General features: G+C 30.7%; 15 protein-coding genes. 9 read left to right on the top strand and 6 right to left on the bottom strand.

The genetic code is table 11. The features are described from left to right. Positions 1 to 62: 62 nt before the first annotated feature. The 5 genes from WAO74_RS10100 to WAO74_RS10120 all read right to left on the bottom strand — a co-directional run bounded on the left by WAO74_RS10100 (position 63) and on the right by WAO74_RS10120 (position 3,823). Positions 63 to 743 (bottom strand): TIGR04282 family arsenosugar biosynthesis glycosyltransferase, encoded by a 681-nt coding sequence (locus WAO74_RS10100; RefSeq protein ID WP_422161774.1) that lies wholly within the window; start codon positions 741 to 743, stop codon positions 63 to 65. Positions 744 to 752: 9 nt separating this feature from the next. Further along, entirely contained in the window at positions 753 to 1,808 is a 1,056-nt protein-coding gene (arsS, locus tag WAO74_RS10105; protein ID WP_422161776.1) for an arsenosugar biosynthesis radical SAM (seleno)protein ArsS, read from the bottom strand. Positions 1,809 to 1,941: 133 nt separating this feature from the next. After that, a complete protein-coding gene (locus WAO74_RS10110) occupies positions 1,942 to 2,277 on the bottom strand; it encodes an arsenosugar biosynthesis-associated peroxidase-like protein (protein WP_422161778.1) in 336 nt (111 codons plus the stop codon). A gap of 33 nt (positions 2,278 to 2,310) precedes the next feature. After that, positions 2,311 to 3,021 carry a DUF547 domain-containing protein gene (locus WAO74_RS10115; protein ID WP_422161780.1) on the bottom strand — a complete coding sequence of 237 codons (711 nt, stop codon included), beginning with the start codon at positions 3,019 to 3,021 and terminating at the stop codon, positions 2,311 to 2,313. A 70-nt stretch (positions 3,022 to 3,091) separates the two neighbouring features. Then, on the bottom strand, positions 3,092 to 3,823 hold the full coding sequence (locus tag WAO74_RS10120; protein ID WP_422161781.1) for a queuosine precursor transporter: 732 nt from the start codon (positions 3,821 to 3,823) through the stop codon (positions 3,092 to 3,094). 282 nt (positions 3,824 to 4,105) lie between these two features. Between WAO74_RS10120 and fabD the strand changes: the two genes are divergently transcribed. Together fabD and WAO74_RS10130 are read left to right on the top strand one after the other, a co-directional pair. Further along, a complete protein-coding gene (gene fabD / locus WAO74_RS10125) occupies positions 4,106 to 4,987 on the top strand; it encodes an ACP S-malonyltransferase (protein WP_422161783.1) in 882 nt (293 codons plus the stop codon). A 138-nt stretch (positions 4,988 to 5,125) separates the two neighbouring features. Next, the gene (locus WAO74_RS10130; protein ID WP_422161784.1) at positions 5,126 to 5,551 is read left to right on the top strand and encodes a hypothetical protein; all 426 of its coding nucleotides are present in this window, start codon (positions 5,126 to 5,128) and stop codon (positions 5,549 to 5,551) included. A gap of 73 nt (positions 5,552 to 5,624) precedes the next feature. Here WAO74_RS10130 and WAO74_RS10135 read toward each other — a convergent pair whose 3' ends face one another. Then, positions 5,625 to 8,459 carry a M16 family metallopeptidase gene (locus WAO74_RS10135; protein ID WP_422161785.1) on the bottom strand — a complete coding sequence of 945 codons (2,835 nt, stop codon included), beginning with the start codon at positions 8,457 to 8,459 and terminating at the stop codon, positions 5,625 to 5,627. A 140-nt stretch (positions 8,460 to 8,599) separates the two neighbouring features. On the opposite strand from WAO74_RS10135, the gene WAO74_RS10140 reads away from it, so the two are divergent. The 7 genes from WAO74_RS10140 to WAO74_RS10170 all read left to right on the top strand — a co-directional run bounded on the left by WAO74_RS10140 (position 8,600) and on the right by WAO74_RS10170 (position 15,998). Beyond that, on the top strand, positions 8,600 to 12,010 hold the full coding sequence (locus WAO74_RS10140; RefSeq protein ID WP_422161787.1) for a leucine--tRNA ligase: 3,411 nt from the start codon (positions 8,600 to 8,602) through the stop codon (positions 12,008 to 12,010). An 8-nt stretch (positions 12,011 to 12,018) separates the two neighbouring features. After that, the gene (locus tag WAO74_RS10145) at positions 12,019 to 12,273 is read left to right on the top strand and encodes a SemiSWEET family sugar transporter (RefSeq protein ID WP_422161789.1); all 255 of its coding nucleotides are present in this window, start codon (positions 12,019 to 12,021) and stop codon (positions 12,271 to 12,273) included. A gap of 74 nt (positions 12,274 to 12,347) precedes the next feature. Further along, complete coding sequence (locus WAO74_RS10150; RefSeq protein WP_422161791.1) at positions 12,348 to 13,118, top strand: enoyl-CoA hydratase/isomerase family protein; 771 nt, start codon at positions 12,348 to 12,350, stop codon at positions 13,116 to 13,118. A 3-nt stretch (positions 13,119 to 13,121) separates the two neighbouring features. Next, positions 13,122 to 13,679, top strand: a complete 558-nt coding sequence (locus WAO74_RS10155; RefSeq protein WP_422161793.1) for an MOSC domain-containing protein — start codon at positions 13,122 to 13,124, stop codon at positions 13,677 to 13,679. Continuing rightward, positions 13,679 to 14,230: a hypothetical protein gene (locus WAO74_RS10160; protein WP_422161795.1), complete on the top strand. Its 552-nt coding sequence runs from the start codon at positions 13,679 to 13,681 to the stop codon at positions 14,228 to 14,230. Before WAO74_RS10155 ends, WAO74_RS10160 begins: the two co-directional genes overlap by 1 nt. A 275-nt stretch (positions 14,231 to 14,505) precedes the next feature. Beyond that, positions 14,506 to 15,408 carry a heme o synthase gene (cyoE, locus tag WAO74_RS10165; protein WP_422161796.1) on the top strand — a complete coding sequence of 301 codons (903 nt, stop codon included), beginning with the start codon at positions 14,506 to 14,508 and terminating at the stop codon, positions 15,406 to 15,408. Positions 15,409 to 15,410: 2 nt separating this feature from the next. Further along, positions 15,411 to 15,998 carry a cytochrome c oxidase subunit 3 gene (locus WAO74_RS10170; RefSeq protein WP_422161798.1) on the top strand — a complete coding sequence of 196 codons (588 nt, stop codon included), beginning with the start codon at positions 15,411 to 15,413 and terminating at the stop codon, positions 15,996 to 15,998. Positions 15,999 to 16,001 lie beyond the last annotated feature (3 nt).

The following is a 16,001-nucleotide window of genomic DNA, read 5'->3' on the forward strand; positions in this document are numbered from 1 at the left end:
GATTTTTGTATAATTTTTTTTGATAAACCATAGGCACTTTTCTCAATTAGAAAAAAAGTGTTTTAAATAACAAAAATCAATGGTGAGCCTTTATTGGAATTTGGGGTGGAAAAAGTTTTTTTAAGGTTGATAATAATATCAGCAAAAAACTTTTTTTGAGTAATAATAAGCAGGACTAAAATATTTAGAACAGATTTAGGTACTGCTTTAAAACTATGTAGTAATTTTTTTAAATCTTCTTTTGTATCTAAATCATTTAAAATTTCTAAAAAATGGATAGTTAGATTTTTAGATTCAATTAGAGAAGAAATACATTTTTGTAATTTAGAAGTTTGCCAAGGCAATTTTAAGAAGGTGTTTTTATTAAAATGCTCTTTTTTAATCCCCATTAAATAAAAACCACCATCTTTTGATGGTCCTAAAACCAAATCATTTTTTTCTAGTTGATGTAAAGTATCCAGTAAATGATGTGTTTTTAAATGTGGAGTATCGTTACCAATGGTAATTACATTTTTAAAACCCTTGTTAAAAATAGCTTCAATAGCATTCGAAAAACGTTCTCCAAACGAACTACCAATTTGATTTTTTTCTGAAAAGTGAAAATATTTAATTCCTGATTTTTCTGCTGTTTTTAAAGTTTGAGAATTAATTTCCAGAAAAACATCCGAAGAAAGAAAAGACTTTCTTTCAGCATCTTTTTTAGCAGAATTCGCAAATATTAATATGGCAGTATTTTTTTTCAAATTCCGATTTTATGCAACAACTCCTTGACAGCTACTTCCAGCACCAGCTGTGCAGCCATAACAATGTTGATTGATAATAATGTTTCTGTTCTGTAATAATTCTTCATTATAAGCAGAAACATGTTTTACTTTACTTGCCACTTTTAAATTTAGCATTTGATTAAAATCGCAATCAAACAGCCAACCATCCCAACTTACAGAAATTGTATTGGTACACATTACATTTTCTACAGCTGCAGGATTGTAAGCATCTAACAAGGAGTGCATATAGTCTTCGTAATTATCTGAAGCAATTAGATAATCTAAAAAACGACTTATTGGTAAATTTGTGATGGCAAATAAATTATGAAAATCGATATCAAAATCGGCCTTTAATGCTTTTTTGAAATCATTTTCTAAAGCTTGCTGATCTCCAGGTAAGAAAGCGCCTGAAGGATTGTAAACCAAATCTAATTTTAAATTAGAATTTGGCATTCCATAACCCACTGCATTTAGTTCTTGTAAAGCTTTAATTGATTTATCAAAAACTCCATCACCTCTTTGTTTGTCTGTTTTTCCACGAGTCCAATGTGGCATTGAAGAAACTACATGAATGTTATGTTTTTTGAAAAACTCTGGTAAATCGTAATATTTTTTGTTGGCTCTAATAATGGTTAAATTAGATCGTACAATAAAATCTTTAATTCCTGCTTTTGATGCTTCCTCTACAAACCATCTAAAATTAGGATTCATTTCTGGAGCACCTCCAGTTAAATCTAAAGTATGTGCTTCTGTTTTTTTAATAACTTCTAAACATTCATTCATGGTTTCAAGCGTCATAATTTCCTTTCTATCTGGACCAGCATCAACATGACAATGTTCGCAAACTTGGTTACACATATAACCTAAATTAATCTGAAGAATTTCCAATTTTTTAGGACGCAATGGAAAATGACCTGTCTCTTTTATTTTTGCTGCAAACGTTGGTAATTCTCCGTTTGCGAAAATTCCGTTTGAAAGAATTTCCATTTGACGAGAGGTATTTGCAATATCGTTATTTCTTGCTTTTAATGATTTTGTAGCCATTAATTTCTTTTAATTTATAATATTTACGATGAAATTGAGGATTGGGTTTTTTAAAAATAAAATAATAGATACCCATTTTTGTGGGTATAAGCGGCCTCTAAAATTTTTACGAAAAGTAAAAATTAGAGTCTGCTTACATTTCTAATTTATTCACTTTATTCATCATTTGAACCCCATGAACCAAAGTTGCTCCGCTTTTAATGGCTGCACCCACATGAATTGCTTCCATCATTTGTTCTTTAGTAACACCTCTTTGCAAAGTATCTTTTGTATACGCATCTATGCAATAAGGGCATTGTTCTGTATGTGCAACAGCTAAAGCAATTAAAGATTTCTCACGAGCAGTTAAGGCTCCTTCTTCAAAAACTTTTCCATAATAGTCAAAGAATTTGTTGCCTAATTCTTCACTCCATTCTGTTATTTTTCCAAATTTTCTTAAATCTGCTGAATCGTAATAGGTTTTAGACATTTATTTTTTTTTTAAAAATCGAAAGGTAAGAATTTATTTATCGTTCAAACTCCAATTATATTTCAAATATGTAATTTTTGTGCTCTCATTTATTGGAGTTTCTAAGTAAGAATTTAAGTAATTGATCACTGTTCCGTTTTTCGTAAAATCATCTTTAAACCAATCGAAAATGGAAGAAATTTGTATCTTTTTTGCAGCAATTTTATTTCTGCTAGAATCGTTGATAAATTCTTTCATTAATTTTTCTAAAGTTTCATTTACGTTTTCTTCTGTAAAAGCTACATTGCCTAATTTAGGACAAGAAATTGAGGCACAATTTACACCTACATGAATTCTTGGATCGAACAGTTTTTCTCTCAAAATTTCATGCTCTATCTTGTCTAAAGTATAGATTTTGCCACCCACTTTAGCAAAAGGAATTTTCCAGGCTGTTTTGCCTTTTTCTTTCACATCCATAATGCTTTTTAGCGGATAATTTTTTAAGATAAGTTTAATGGTATAGGCATTGTAAGCATTGATCCAAAAGGCTTTTTGTTTATTTTCTGACCATGTTTTTTCGGGAGAAGTTTTTCTTAAATAATCTAGATAGGTATCTAAAGTTTTTTCATCTTCTTTAAAAGATTTGTAATCTACAATTCCCGTTTCAGAAACGTGTTTTTGTAACAAATCATTAAAAATGGAGGTTTGTGCTTTTACTTGTGATAAAGTAAAAATAGTTATAAGTGATAAAAGTATTTTTTTCATTTGTTGTTTGTTTTCTGTTTTTTTAGACGAAGCTTCTAATTATTAATTACAAAAATTATAGAAAAAAATTTTATGAGCCAATGTTGTCAATTTCATTTTCTGAATTGTATAAGAACTCGTCTGTAAGTTCATCATTAATCTCTAATTTAAATCTTTTTTTAAATAGATAAACAGCTATGTATAATAAAGGTGTATCTAAAACTGCAACAACAACTTTAAACAAAAAACCACTTATTAAAAGAGCCGTAAAAATTGTCCAAGGCAAAATTCCAAAAGAACATAATAAAAGTAACACAACTAAAGTGTCTATAAACTGAGAAGCAAAAGTTGAAAAATTATTTCGTAACCACAAATGTTTTCCTTTGGTAAGGTTTTTCCAGAAGTGAAAAATTTTAATATCGATAAATTGAGCGAATAAGTATGCCATCATCGAAGCAAAAACAGCTAAAGGTGATAAGCCAAAAACTCGATTAAAAGTTTCATTATTTATAGGAGAGGTTTCAATTGCAGGTGCAACATCAGCAATTAAAATGATGAGCATAGAAAAGAAGGATGCAAAAATACCAGCAATAACAACTTTGTTGGCTTTCTTTTTTCCATAAATTTCTGATAAAATATCGGTTATTAAAAAGGTAATTGGATATGGTAAAATTCCTACAGAAACCTCAAAACGATACAACCCAAAAGGTTCCCAATAAAAGAACTTTTGAAAAATTAAGTTAGATGCTACTAAAGAAGCGATAAATAATGCAGCTAAAATTAAATAAATATTATCAGCTAATTGTTTGTCTTTTATTGTCATTCAGCGAATTTAATAATTTTGTTTGAAGAATGAAGAACGAAGTTTGAAGAAAAAAAGAAGATAATCGTTATTGATTTTGCCTATAAATAAGCTTAGCCCTGATCGAATCCGTTCGAATAACTGTTGATATTCTTAACCTTTTTTACTTTCAGTTTGAGTGAATTTGTGAGATATGAACAAATTTGAATCGTGAGCAAAGTAAAAAAGATAAAACGAAAAGCAGGAAAAAGCTTCAAATAAAAATTGTTATTTTTGCCAACAAATAAATGATTATACATATTTATGAAAGCATATATTTTTCCAGGTCAAGGAGCGCAATTTACAGGAATGGGATTGGATTTGTACGAAAAATTTCCTTTGGCACAAGAATATTTTGAAAAAGCAAACGATATTTTAGGCTTTTCAATTACAGATATTATGTTCGAAGGAACAGCAGAACAGTTAAAAGAAACGAAGGTTACACAACCAGCTATTTTTTTACATTCGGTAATTTTAGCAAAAGTTTTAGGTGATTCTTTTCAGCCAGAAATGGTTGCTGGGCACTCTTTAGGAGAAATTTCTGCTTTGGTGGCAAATGGTGTTTTATCTTTTGAAGATGGATTACAATTAGTATCAAAACGTGCTTTGGCAATGCAAAAAGCTTGCGAAATTGCAGCATCAACCATGGCAGCTATTATTGGTTTAGAAGATGCTGTTGTAGAAGAAACTTGCGCAGAAATTGATGGAGTAGTTGTGGCTGCAAATTACAATTGTCCTGGACAATTGGTAATTTCTGGAGAAATGGAAGCTGTGGAAAAAGCTTGTGAGATTTTAAAAGAAAAAGGAGCAAAAATGGCGGTTATTTTGCCAGTTGGTGGCGCATTTCATTCGCCAATGATGGAACCTGCAAGAGAAGAATTAGCAGCTGCAATTGAGGCAACAGAATTTAAAAAACCTACTTGTGCAGTATATCAAAATGTAACTGCAAGCGCCGTTTCAAATCCTGATGAAATAAAGAAAAATTTAATGATTCAGTTAACTGCACCAGTAAAATGGACGCAATCTATACAAGCAATGATTGCTGATGGTGGAACTGAATTTATAGAAGTTGGACCAGGAAAAGTGTTGCAAGGTTTAATGCGTAAAATTGATAGAAGTGTTGCTGCGAGTGGGGCTAGCGTTTAAAAAAGTAAAATTATTTTCAAAAGCTTTTTTTCCTTTTCAAGTACTTTTTTTCCCTTTGAGCCAGCTTTTGTTGGAGTAAACCTTACAAATCTCGTTTCTTTGTGGTAAGAAATTTAATAACATATAAAATCAGTAAACATGAAAAATTTTAGCAAACAATTTATTTACACAATCACATTATTTTTAGCAATAGGTTTTACTAGTTGCGAAAATTCTAATGAAGACATTTTAGAAACAGAATTAACTATTGAGCAGAAAGTAGCTTTATTAGAAGGCAGTGAATGGCTTTTAAAAGGTTTTGAAACAAATGTAATGCATACTTTTGCAGACGGAAAACGTTTTACATATTATGGATCAGATAGTGTATTTGCAGAAGATCCAATTCCTGATACACAAGCATATTCAGTTTCTGGAGATCTTTTAATTATGGACTTTAATTTTGGTAATATTTATACGTATGAATTAAAAGTTTCTTGTGATAATAATATTGTGGAATTTTATAGAGATGGAGAATTAAATAGTACTTTATATAAAAGAGATTCAAATTACCAAAATTGTTTATAATATTGAGTAAAGTTTGAATTAATACAGAAAAAAACGGCTGCCAAATTTGGAAGCCGTTTTTGTTATGAGAAACTTATTTCTTAATTTTCTTTTGTCTTTCATTTAATAAAACAGGTTCTCCAAATCCTAATTCTTTCATCCTTTCTAATTGCGTTTCTGCGTCACCCACAACTAACCAAATCATTTTATTTGGATTTATGTATTTATTGGCAAGTTCAGCAATTTGTTCTTTAGTCATATTATTTACCACAGTTTCTCTGTCTTTTACGTAATCAGATTCCCATCCATAATCGCTCATATTAGACAGCATATTTAATTTTGCTCTCGAAGTTTCAAATGCTCTGGCATTACTTTTAATTAAGAAACTTTTTGTGGTTTCTAAATCTTTATCAGAAAAAGTTTCAGGATACTCTTCTAAAATCTTTTTTACAGCTTGCGCAGATTCTAAAGTTACATTCGAACGAACTCCACTAGAAATGGTGAAATCGCCTTTGGCTTTTGTGCCCGAAAAACCAGAACGAATTCCATACGTATATCCTTTTCCTTCACGCAATTCTTGGGTTAATCTAGAAGCAAAACCACCACCACCTAAAATATAGTTCATCACATTTGCTGCATAAAAATCATTATCTGTAGCAGCCAAAGATGGTGCCCCAAATTGTAAAACAGACTGTTTTGCATTTGGAATATCATAAAAATAAACTGTTGGTTTTTCTGGAGCATCAGGAGTTTTATATTCGGGTATTGTAACTTCTTTTGCCATCCATTTATTATTTAAACTAGCTAAAGATGATGTTACTTTGTCTTTAGAAATATCGCCAACCACCAACATTTTTGCAACAGAAGGCGAAATGAAATTATTGTAAAAACTTTTTACATCTTCTAAAGTGATGCTTTCTACAGATGAAACTGTTCCTAAAGTATTTTTAGAACGGATATTGTCTTTCCCATAAATTAATTCATTGTAGGTATTTCTTGCAACCGAATTTGGGCTAGCTTCTTCTTGGCGTAAACGTGCCACTGTTGCACTTTTTAATAATTCGAATTCACCCTCATCAAATCTTGGCTCCAATAAAATTTCTTGCACTAAAGCCAATGTTTTTTCATAGTTTTTAGCCAAAGTAGTTGCACTAATAGTAATATTTTCTACATCAGAATACACATTTATAGAAGCTCCTAATTCTTGAATTGCTTCTTCTAATTCAGCTACGGTTTTATTTTTTGTGCCTTTATCTAAAATACCAGCAGTTAAATTGGCAACTCCTAATTTATCCATAGATTCTAATAATTGTCCACCATCAATAACTACTTGAAATTGTACCAAAGGAACTTCATCATTTTGAATTCCGAAGATTTTTAAACCATTTTTGAGTTCACTTTTATATACTTCTGGCACAGCCAAAGAAGGTGTTTCTCCATATGGTGGCTCTATACTTCTATCAAAAGAAGAAGGCGTTTTTTCATAGGTTGCAGCTATTTTTGGGTCGAAACTTTCTTCTGCGCCAATTACAATTTTTTCCTCAACAACATCTGCTAAAACAGCCCCTGTTAAGGCTAAATCAGTTTGATTTCTAGGCACAAAACTGGTAGCAATGTAATTTTTATTTTTGATGTATTTGTTATACACATTCATCACATCTTCAGTAGTTACAGCCAATGTTTTTTTAATGTCTTCAGTTACAAAACCAGGATCTCCTGTGTAGGTATTGTAAGATGCCAGGCCAGTTCCTTTGCCTAAAACACTAGACAAACTAGCGTAAAAATTGGTTTCTTGACCTGCTTTTATCCTGTTTAAATCTTTTTCAGAAATACTTTCTGCTTCAAACTTTGCAAACGCTTTATCAATTCCTTTTTTTAAACTATCTAATTTTACACCATCAAAAGCTCTGATGACCAATTGTGTTTGCCCTGCAATTTCTGATGTATAATTATACATTGTTGTATTTGAGGTTAATTTTAAATCATCCACCAAAACCTGATTGAAAGGTGCTTTTTTCCCATCTGTTAAATATTGAGCTAACACGTCTAAAGCATAAGAATCTGGGTGATATTGCTCCACACTTGGCCAAGCCATTGTTAATTGTGGTACTCTTGCAAAGTTGTCTTCATAAAAGAAAGACTTTGTTTTAGCAACATTACCAGCAACTTTCTCTAAAGCAGGAATTTCTTCTCCTCTAGGAATTTCATCAAAATATTTCTTTACCCATTTTGTAGCTTGTTCAATATCTATATCTCCAGATAAAACTAAAGTGGAGTTATTTGGCACATACCATTTTCTAAAAAATGTTTTTACATCTTCTAAAGTTGCGTTTTGTAAATCTTCTAAAGAGCCAATTACTTGCCAATTGTATGGATGATTTGCTGGATATAAATTTTTATCAATTACATATTGATTATGTCCATAAGGTCTATTATCAACACTTTGTCTTTTCTCGTTTTTAACCACTTGTTTTTCTTTGGCTAAAACAGGATCTGTTACTGTATTTATAAACCAACCTAATTTGTCGGCTTCTGCCCAAATCATTTTTTCTAAAGCATCTTTTGGCACAGTTTGTAGGTAATTTGTTCTATCTCTAGAAGTAGATCCATTTGCGCCAGAACCACCAATTCTTGCACTCATTTTATCTAAACCCCCTTTTCCTAAATTTTCTGATTCTAAGAATAATAAGTGTTCAAACAAATGGGCAAAACCAGTTCTGCCTTCAATTTCTCTTGCAGAACCCACATGTACCATCAATTCTACAGCCACAACAGGATCAGATTTATCAACATGAAAAACAACTTCTAAACCATTATCTAGCGTAATTTTTTTATAGTTGATACTTAGTTCTGGGGTTTCTTCTTTTATTGGAGTTTTACAGCTAATTACTGTAAAGATTGCTATTAAAACAATTAGTATTTTTTTCATTTGGATGTTTTTTTTGAGATGCTAATTTACAAAATGATTCCTACAGTATAATTTTTAAAATTGATATTTCTTTTTTATCGCGGTTCCAATTAATTCTTTGCGAGAATAAACGTAAATTTGCACCCTCAAAAGAAGAAATAATGCAATATAATCATCAAGAAATAGAAAAGAATTGGCAAAAATTTTGGGCTGAAAACCAAACTTTTAAAGCCAGTAATGAAAGTGAGAAACCTAAATTTTATGTATTGGACATGTTTCCTTATCCTTCTGGAGCAGGTTTACATGTTGGGCATCCTTTAGGGTATATTGCAAGTGATATTTATGCACGTTACAAACGCCATAAAGGGTTTAATGTATTACATCCACAAGGCTATGATTCTTTTGGTTTGCCTGCAGAACAATATGCCATTCAAACAGGGCAACATCCTGCAAAAACAACCGAGGAAAACATAAAAACGTATAGAAGACAATTAGATCAAATTGGTTTTTCTTTTGATTGGTCTCGTGAAGTAAGAACTTCAAATCCTGAGTATTATAAATGGACACAGTGGATTTTTATTCAGCTTTTTAATTCTTGGTATAATAAGGATTCAGATAAAGCAGAAGATATTTCAACGCTAGCAAAAATCTTTAAAAAAAATGGAAACTCTAAAGTAAATGCAGTTTGTGACGAAAATATCAAACAATTTTCTGCAGATGAATGGAAAGCGTTTTCAAAAACAGAACAAGAAGAAATTTTATTACAATACAGATTAACATTTTTGTCTGATACAGAAGTAAATTGGTGTCCTGCTTTAGGAACAGTTTTAGCAAATGACGAAATTATAAACGGAGTTTCAGAAAGAGGAGGTCATCCTGTTGTTCGTAAAAAAATGACACAATGGTCTATGCGAATTTCTGCGTATGCACAACGTTTAATAGATGGTTTAGAAACCATAGATTGGCCACAACCTTTAAAAGATTCTCAAACCAATTGGATTGGAAGAAGTCAAGGAGCAATGGTTAGTTTTGAAGTCCTATCCCCAACCCTTTCCAAAGGAAAGGGAGTAAATTCGGATTATTCAATAAAAACGCCTGGTTATATGACTGGAGGAAATAATTCTTATTTATTGCTGGAAAAAGCAAGAGAAATGAGAGCAAATCCAACACCTGCAGAGGCTATTTTGTGGAAACAATTAAAAGGTAAAAAATCTGGACAAAAATTTAGGCAACAACATTTAATTAATGATTTTATTGTTGATTTTGTTTGTTTAACTAGAAAGCTAATTATTGAAGTTGATGGTAAAATTCATGATTATCAATTAGAAAAAGATGAGGCAAGAACTTTAGAATTAGAGCAAAAATCAGGCTTTAAAGTAATTCGTTTTAAAAATGAGGAGGTAATTGGAGATGTTGATAGTGTTTTGTCTAAAATTGAAAAAGAATTAAACAATCAATTCTACAACCTTCAAAAATTTGAAGAAAAAATAAAACAAAGCCATTCAGAAAAAGATGAGAACATAACAGTGTCCCTTTCCTCTGGAAAGGGAGTCAGGGATAGGATAACTGTCTTTACAACTCGTCCTGACACAATTTTCGGAGTTAGTTTTATGACGTTAGCTCCTGAACACGAGCTGGTTGCTAAAATTACTACAGATGCTCAAAAAGCAGAAGTTGAAGCCTATATAAAAGCAACTGCAAAACGTTCTGAACGTGATAGAATGGCTGATGTAAAAACCATTTCTGGTGCATTTACAGGTGCCTATGCAGTTCATCCTTTTTCTGGAGAAAAAGTACAAATTTGGATTGGAGATTATGTGTTGGCTGGATATGGAACTGGAGCTGTAATGGCTGTTCCTTGTGGAGATCAACGTGATTTTGATTTCGCTAAAAAGTTCGGAATTCCGATTCCCAATATTTTTGAAGGAGTAGATATTTCTGAAGCAGCACATACTGGAAAAGAAGGAACTATCATTGCAAATTCAGATTTTTTATCAGGATTAACTTATAAGAAAGCCTTGAAATTATCAATTTTAGAATTAGAAAAAAGAGGTTTTGGCTATGGAAAAATAAATTACAGATTAAGAGACGCCGTTTTTAGCAGACAACGTTATTGGGGTGAACCATTTCCAGTATATTACAAAGATGGAATGCCACAAATGATTGATGAAAAATACTTGCCAATTGTGTTGCCAGAAGTTGAAAAATACTTGCCAACTGAAGATGGAAAACCACCTTTAGGAAACGCAACAGAGTGGGCTTGGGATTCTCGTGCAAACAAAGTAGTGAGTAATGAAAAGCTAAAAAACAAAACGGTTTATCCTTTAGAATTGAACACAATGCCTGGTTGGGCTGGAAGTTCTTGGTATTTTAATAGATATATGGATTCACAAAACTCGGAAGAAATTGCAAGCAAAGAAGCTTTGAATTATTGGAAAGAAGTCGATTTGTATATTGGAGGTTCAGAGCACGCAACAGGCCATTTATTATATGCTCGTTTTTGGCAAAAATTCTTGTTTGATAAAGGAATAGTTCCAGTTGATGAGTTTGCGAAAAAGCTGATTAATCAGGGAATGATTTTAGGAACAAGTGCTTTTATTACTCAAGCTATTTACGAAGATAGAGCTATAAACTACTATGTTTCAAGTGATTATTTGGATGGTGAAAATTATATTAATTCTACTCATGAAAAATGGGAAGAATTTAAATCATTTTTCTCTAGTTTTGAGATTTCGAAATTGAAATTTAGAAATATCCATGTTGATGTATCTCTTGTAAATTCATCAGATGAACTTGATGTAAATAGTTTTAAAGAGATAAGACCAGTATTCAATAAAGCTTCATTTTTCTTGTCTGAAGATGGCACTTTTAAAGTCAAAAGAGAAGTAGAAAAAATGTCGAAGTCGAAATACAATGTTGTAAATCCTGATGATATTGTTGCAGAATATGGTGCAGATGCTTTACGTATGTTCGAAATGTTTTTAGGACCTTTAGAGCAAGCAAAACCTTGGAAAACATCAGGAATTTCAGGAGTGTATTCTTTCTTAAAAAAGTTATGGAAACTGTATTTTAACGAAGAGAATTTTGAGGTCTCTGAAGAAAACGCAACAAAAGAGGAATTAAAAACGTTGCATAAAACCATCAAAAAAGTTCAAGAAGATATAGAGAATTTCTCTTTCAATACTTCAGTTTCTACCTTTATGATTGCTGTAAACGAGTTAACTGCTTTAAAATGTAACAAAAAAGAAATTTTAGAACCTTTATTAATTTTATTATCATCTTATGCACCTCATATTACAGAAGAATTGTGGAGTAAATTAGGTCATAAAGAAAGTATTTCTATAGCTCCTTTTCCAATTTTTGATGAAAAGCATTTGGTAGAAAGTGTTAAAAATTATCCGATTTCTTTCAATGGTAAAATGCGTTTTACATTAGAATTACCATTAGATTTATCGAAAGAAGAAATTGAAAAAGCAGTATTAGAAAACGAAAAAACAATGGCACAATTAGAGGGTCGAGCTCCTAAAAAAGTAATTATTGTGCCTGGTAAAATTGTAAATATTGTAGGTTAAAATAATTTATGAATTATTTTGAAATTATAGGATTTTTAGCAGCTATTTTAACAACTGTATCATTTTTTCCACAAGTTATTAAAATCTATAGAACAAGAGAAACAAAGTCAATTTCCCTAACTATGTATATTGTTTTGACTTTTGGTATCTTGTTATGGCTTATTTATGGTTTACATTTAGAAAGTATGCCTATGATTCTTGCAAATGCACTAACATTATTCTTCCTTTTTTATATTTTACTCATGAAAATAAAATATAAATAATGAATTTTGGATCTTACCTTATAATCATTGATTTTTTATCAAGAAAAACTTATTTTTGATAAAACTTAGATTTAATGACTACATCAAGACAAAATGGAAGTTTATACACGAGCATTCAAAAAAATATTGCAACTATAGAGTTTGGGCATCCTGCAAGTAATTCTTTTCCAAGTGAATTGTTAGAGAGATTAACAAAGGAGTTAAAATCATTTGCTACAAACGATGCAGTTTCCATCATCATTTTAAAATCTGAAGGAGAAAAAGCTTTTTGCGCTGGTGCTTCTTTTGATGAATTAATAGCGATTTCCACTTTGGAAGAAGGAGAACAATTTTTTGCTGGTTTTGCAAATGTGATAAACGCCATGAGAACTTGTGGCAAGTTAATTATTGGTAGAGTTCAAGGAAAAACAGTTGGAGGTGGAGTTGGTTTGGCTGCTGCTTGCGATTATGTTTTGGCAACCGAAAATGCCTCCATAAAATTATCGGAATTTACAATTGGTATTGGTCCTTTTGTAATAGAACCAGTAGTAAAGCGCAAAATAGGTTTGGCTGCTTTGTCTGAACTAACTTTAGATGCTACCAGTTGGCAAACTGCTTATTGGGCAAAAGAAAAAGGATTGTATGCAAAAGTTTTTGAAAGTATAACAGAGCTAGATAATGAGATTGAGCTTTTTGCTCAAAAATTGGCATCTTACAATCCGCAAGCATTATCAGAAATGAAAAAAGTTTTGTGGGAAAATACAAATCATTGGAGTGCTTTATTGTCAGAAAGAGCTAAAATTTCTGGGGAATTGGTTTTATCAGAATTTACAAAAAATGCTTTAGCTAAATTTTCTAAACAATAATTAATGAAAATTGTATCAACAAATATTGGGGAAAGAAAAGAAGTCGATTATAGAGGTAAGAAAGTTTTAACAGGAATTTATAAATATACTGTTGATGAACCTATTTTTTTAGATACTAATGAAGTAAAAGGTGATGAAATTTCGGATAGAAAACATCATGGAGGAGTCAATCAAGCAGTTTATGGGTATTCTTTAAAACATTATGAATTTTTTAAAAAATTATATCCTAAATTAAATTTCGAAATGGGAATGTTTGGAGAAAACTTAACAATCGATCATTTAGATGAAACTATTATTCATGTTGGAGATACTTTTAAAGTAGGTGATGCCATTTTAGAAGCTACAGTTCAAAGAAATCCTTGTTATAAATTAGGCATTCGTTTTAATAGTATGAAAATTGTTAAGCAATTTTGGAACACCACATTCTGTGGAGTTTATTTTAAAGTGTTACAAACGGGTTTTGTGAAAAAAGGCGATGAGTTTGAGCAGTTAAAAAATTGTACTAAAAACCCAACAATTGCAGATTTGTATTTAAATAAGAAAAAAGAAAAGGGAATATAATGAAGTTAAGAAAAAGATACTTTTTGCTTATTTTTTTGGCAATTTTGCCATTTTATAAAATAATTACATTTGATGATTATTGTTTTGGTATCAGAGATTTAATAGTAATAGGATTTTTTTCTGTTATTTTTTTAATCGCTTTTATAGCCACTGTTTTTTATAACCTGTACCAAATAAATATTCAAGTAGAACGATTCAATTTTAGACCTCTTATTATATTTGGTGTATTTGCAATCTCTTTATTTATCGGAATTCAATTTAAAGGGAAACATATTTTAAAATCTAAAGTCCACACATTTAAAATTAATGATAGCTCGAAAGGAGCTGCTGAAATTATTTTATATGATAATGCGTCATTTGAATTTAAAACTCTGCATAAAGAATTCGATTGTGTAAAAAAAGGAACTTATATTTTTACAAAAGATTCACTTTATTTAAAAAGAAATAATATAGATTCTAAAGAAAACTTGATGGATAGTTTATATTATTACAATAAAAGTAAACGAACATTAGTGCCTAATAATAGAAAGTTTCCAAATTTTACAAATTAAAATTTAAGATTACTTCCTTAAAATCTAGAATAATGGAATTTATTGCAAGGTTAAATAAGAAAAAAAGAAAATTTTATTCTATTTTTTGTGGATATGAAAAATTAATTTTTATATTTGTGCGTGGCTTTTAATTAAGTCACACTTTTTCTTTTTCATAGCAATTTTCCCACTCAAATTTTGAGTGGGTTTTTTTATGTTCTTAAATAAACAAAACCTTTTAAATTCTATGGTAAATTCAGAATTATCAAATATCTTTGCAGTCCATTTATAGCAATATGAGTTTAACAGTAATTTCAGATACAGAAACTTCAATGAATTCAATTCTATCAGACTTAAAACAGCTTACCAAAGTTGGTTTGTCTTTAAGTGTTGTTTTCTCTTCTGTTGCAGGATATTTGTTAGCTGTAGAAGTTGTAGATTTTGCAACACTTTTATTGTTGGCACTTGGAGGTTTTTTTATGGTGGGCGCCTCTAATGCATACAACCAAATTATAGAAAAAGATACGGATGCTCTTATGCAACGTACCAAAAATAGACCTTTACCAACAGGAAGAATGTCTGTTAATTTTGCAATGTTTATTGCAGTTTTATTTACGGTTTTAGGAATTGCCATTTTATACAGTATTAATCCAAAAACAGCTTTGTTTGGAGCAATTTCAATTTTTTTATACACCTGTGCTTACACGCCTTTAAAGTCGGTAACACCTTTAACTGTTTTTGTTGGTGCAATTCCTGGTGCAATTCCATTTATGTTAGGTTGGGTAGCAGCTACAAATGAATTTGGTATAGAAGCAGGCTTTTTATTTATGATTCAGTTTTTCTGGCAATTCCCACATTTTTGGGCAATTGGCTGGTTACAATTCGAAGAATATAAAAAAGCTGGTTTTAATATGTTGCCAATGAATACCAAAGATAAAGGCGCTGTAAAACAGATTATTTTTTACACGTTTGTAATGATTTTAGTTTCGATTATACCTGTTTTAAAAGTATCTGGAGATTTTTATATATTTCCATTAACTGCAGTTATAGTAGCATTATTAGGCTTTGTTATGTTGTATTATGGAATAAGATTGCACAAATCTGAAAATAATACAGACGCAAGAAAATTAATGTTAGCAAGTGTTTTATACATAACAGCTGTACAAATTATATATGTAGTTGATAAATTTTTACATTAAAAATGATAGGAGAACAAACTTTAGAACAAGAATATATAGTGGCTAAAAAGAAATCTGCAAAACCAATGTTGTGGGTTTCTATGATAAGTATGGTGATGTTTTTTGCAGGATTAACAAGTGCTTACGTTATTAGTATGAAACGTGATGACTGGGTTTCTTTCGATTTACCTCAGGCATTTTATGTAAGCACTTTTTTAATTATCGCAAGTAGTATTGCCTTATCTTTATCTCAAAGATTTTTAAAAAAGGACAAAAGACAACTATCTCTAATAATGTTAGTGGTTACCTTGTTGCTTGGAATAGGTTTTGTTTGGCAACAATATGTTGGCTTTAATCAATTAAAAAGTATTGGGTTATTTTTTACAGGACCAGAAAGCACAGTATCCACATCATTTATTATTGGGATAACATTTATGCACGTTTTACACATTCTTGCAGGTGTAATTGTACTTTTTGTTGTAATTTATAATCATTTTAAATACAAATACAAACCAAATGATATGCTAGGGTTTGAGCTGGGTTCAATTTTCTGGCATTTTGTAGATATATTATGGATTTATCTATTTTTGTTTTTCTCTTTTATTAAGTGATAG

The sequence above is a fragment of the Polaribacter sp. genome (assembly GCF_049276715.1).
Taxonomy (GTDB): Bacteria; Bacteroidota; Bacteroidia; order Flavobacteriales; family Flavobacteriaceae; genus Polaribacter.

Excerpts from the sequence above, each read along its gene's own strand:
- WAO74_RS10130 (WP_422161784.1), top strand. The coding sequence starts at position 5,126 with ATGAAAAATTTTAGCAAACAATTTATTTACACAATCACATTATTTTTA.
- fabD (WP_422161783.1), top strand. The coding sequence starts at position 4,106 with ATGAAAGCATATATTTTTCCAGGTCAAGGAGCGCAATTTACAGGAATG.
- cyoE (WP_422161796.1), top strand. The coding sequence starts at position 14,506 with ATGAGTTTAACAGTAATTTCAGATACAGAAACTTCAATGAATTCAATT.
- WAO74_RS10170 (WP_422161798.1), top strand. The coding sequence starts at position 15,411 with ATGATAGGAGAACAAACTTTAGAACAAGAATATATAGTGGCTAAAAAG.
- WAO74_RS10110 (WP_422161778.1), bottom strand. The coding sequence starts at position 2,277 with ATGTCTAAAACCTATTACGATTCAGCAGATTTAAGAAAATTTGGAAAA.
- WAO74_RS10160 (WP_422161795.1), top strand. The coding sequence starts at position 13,679 with ATGAAGTTAAGAAAAAGATACTTTTTGCTTATTTTTTTGGCAATTTTG.
- WAO74_RS10115 (WP_422161780.1), bottom strand. The coding sequence starts at position 3,021 with ATGAAAAAAATACTTTTATCACTTATAACTATTTTTACTTTATCACAA.
- WAO74_RS10135 (WP_422161785.1), bottom strand. The coding sequence starts at position 8,459 with ATGAAAAAAATACTAATTGTTTTAATAGCAATCTTTACAGTAATTAGC.
- arsS (WP_422161776.1), bottom strand. The coding sequence starts at position 1,808 with ATGGCTACAAAATCATTAAAAGCAAGAAATAACGATATTGCAAATACC.
- WAO74_RS10145 (WP_422161789.1), top strand. The coding sequence starts at position 12,019 with ATGAATTATTTTGAAATTATAGGATTTTTAGCAGCTATTTTAACAACT.
- WAO74_RS10140 (WP_422161787.1), top strand. The coding sequence starts at position 8,600 with ATGCAATATAATCATCAAGAAATAGAAAAGAATTGGCAAAAATTTTGG.
- WAO74_RS10120 (WP_422161781.1), bottom strand. The coding sequence starts at position 3,823 with ATGACAATAAAAGACAAACAATTAGCTGATAATATTTATTTAATTTTA.
- WAO74_RS10155 (WP_422161793.1), top strand. The coding sequence starts at position 13,122 with ATGAAAATTGTATCAACAAATATTGGGGAAAGAAAAGAAGTCGATTAT.
- WAO74_RS10150 (WP_422161791.1), top strand. The coding sequence starts at position 12,348 with ATGACTACATCAAGACAAAATGGAAGTTTATACACGAGCATTCAAAAA.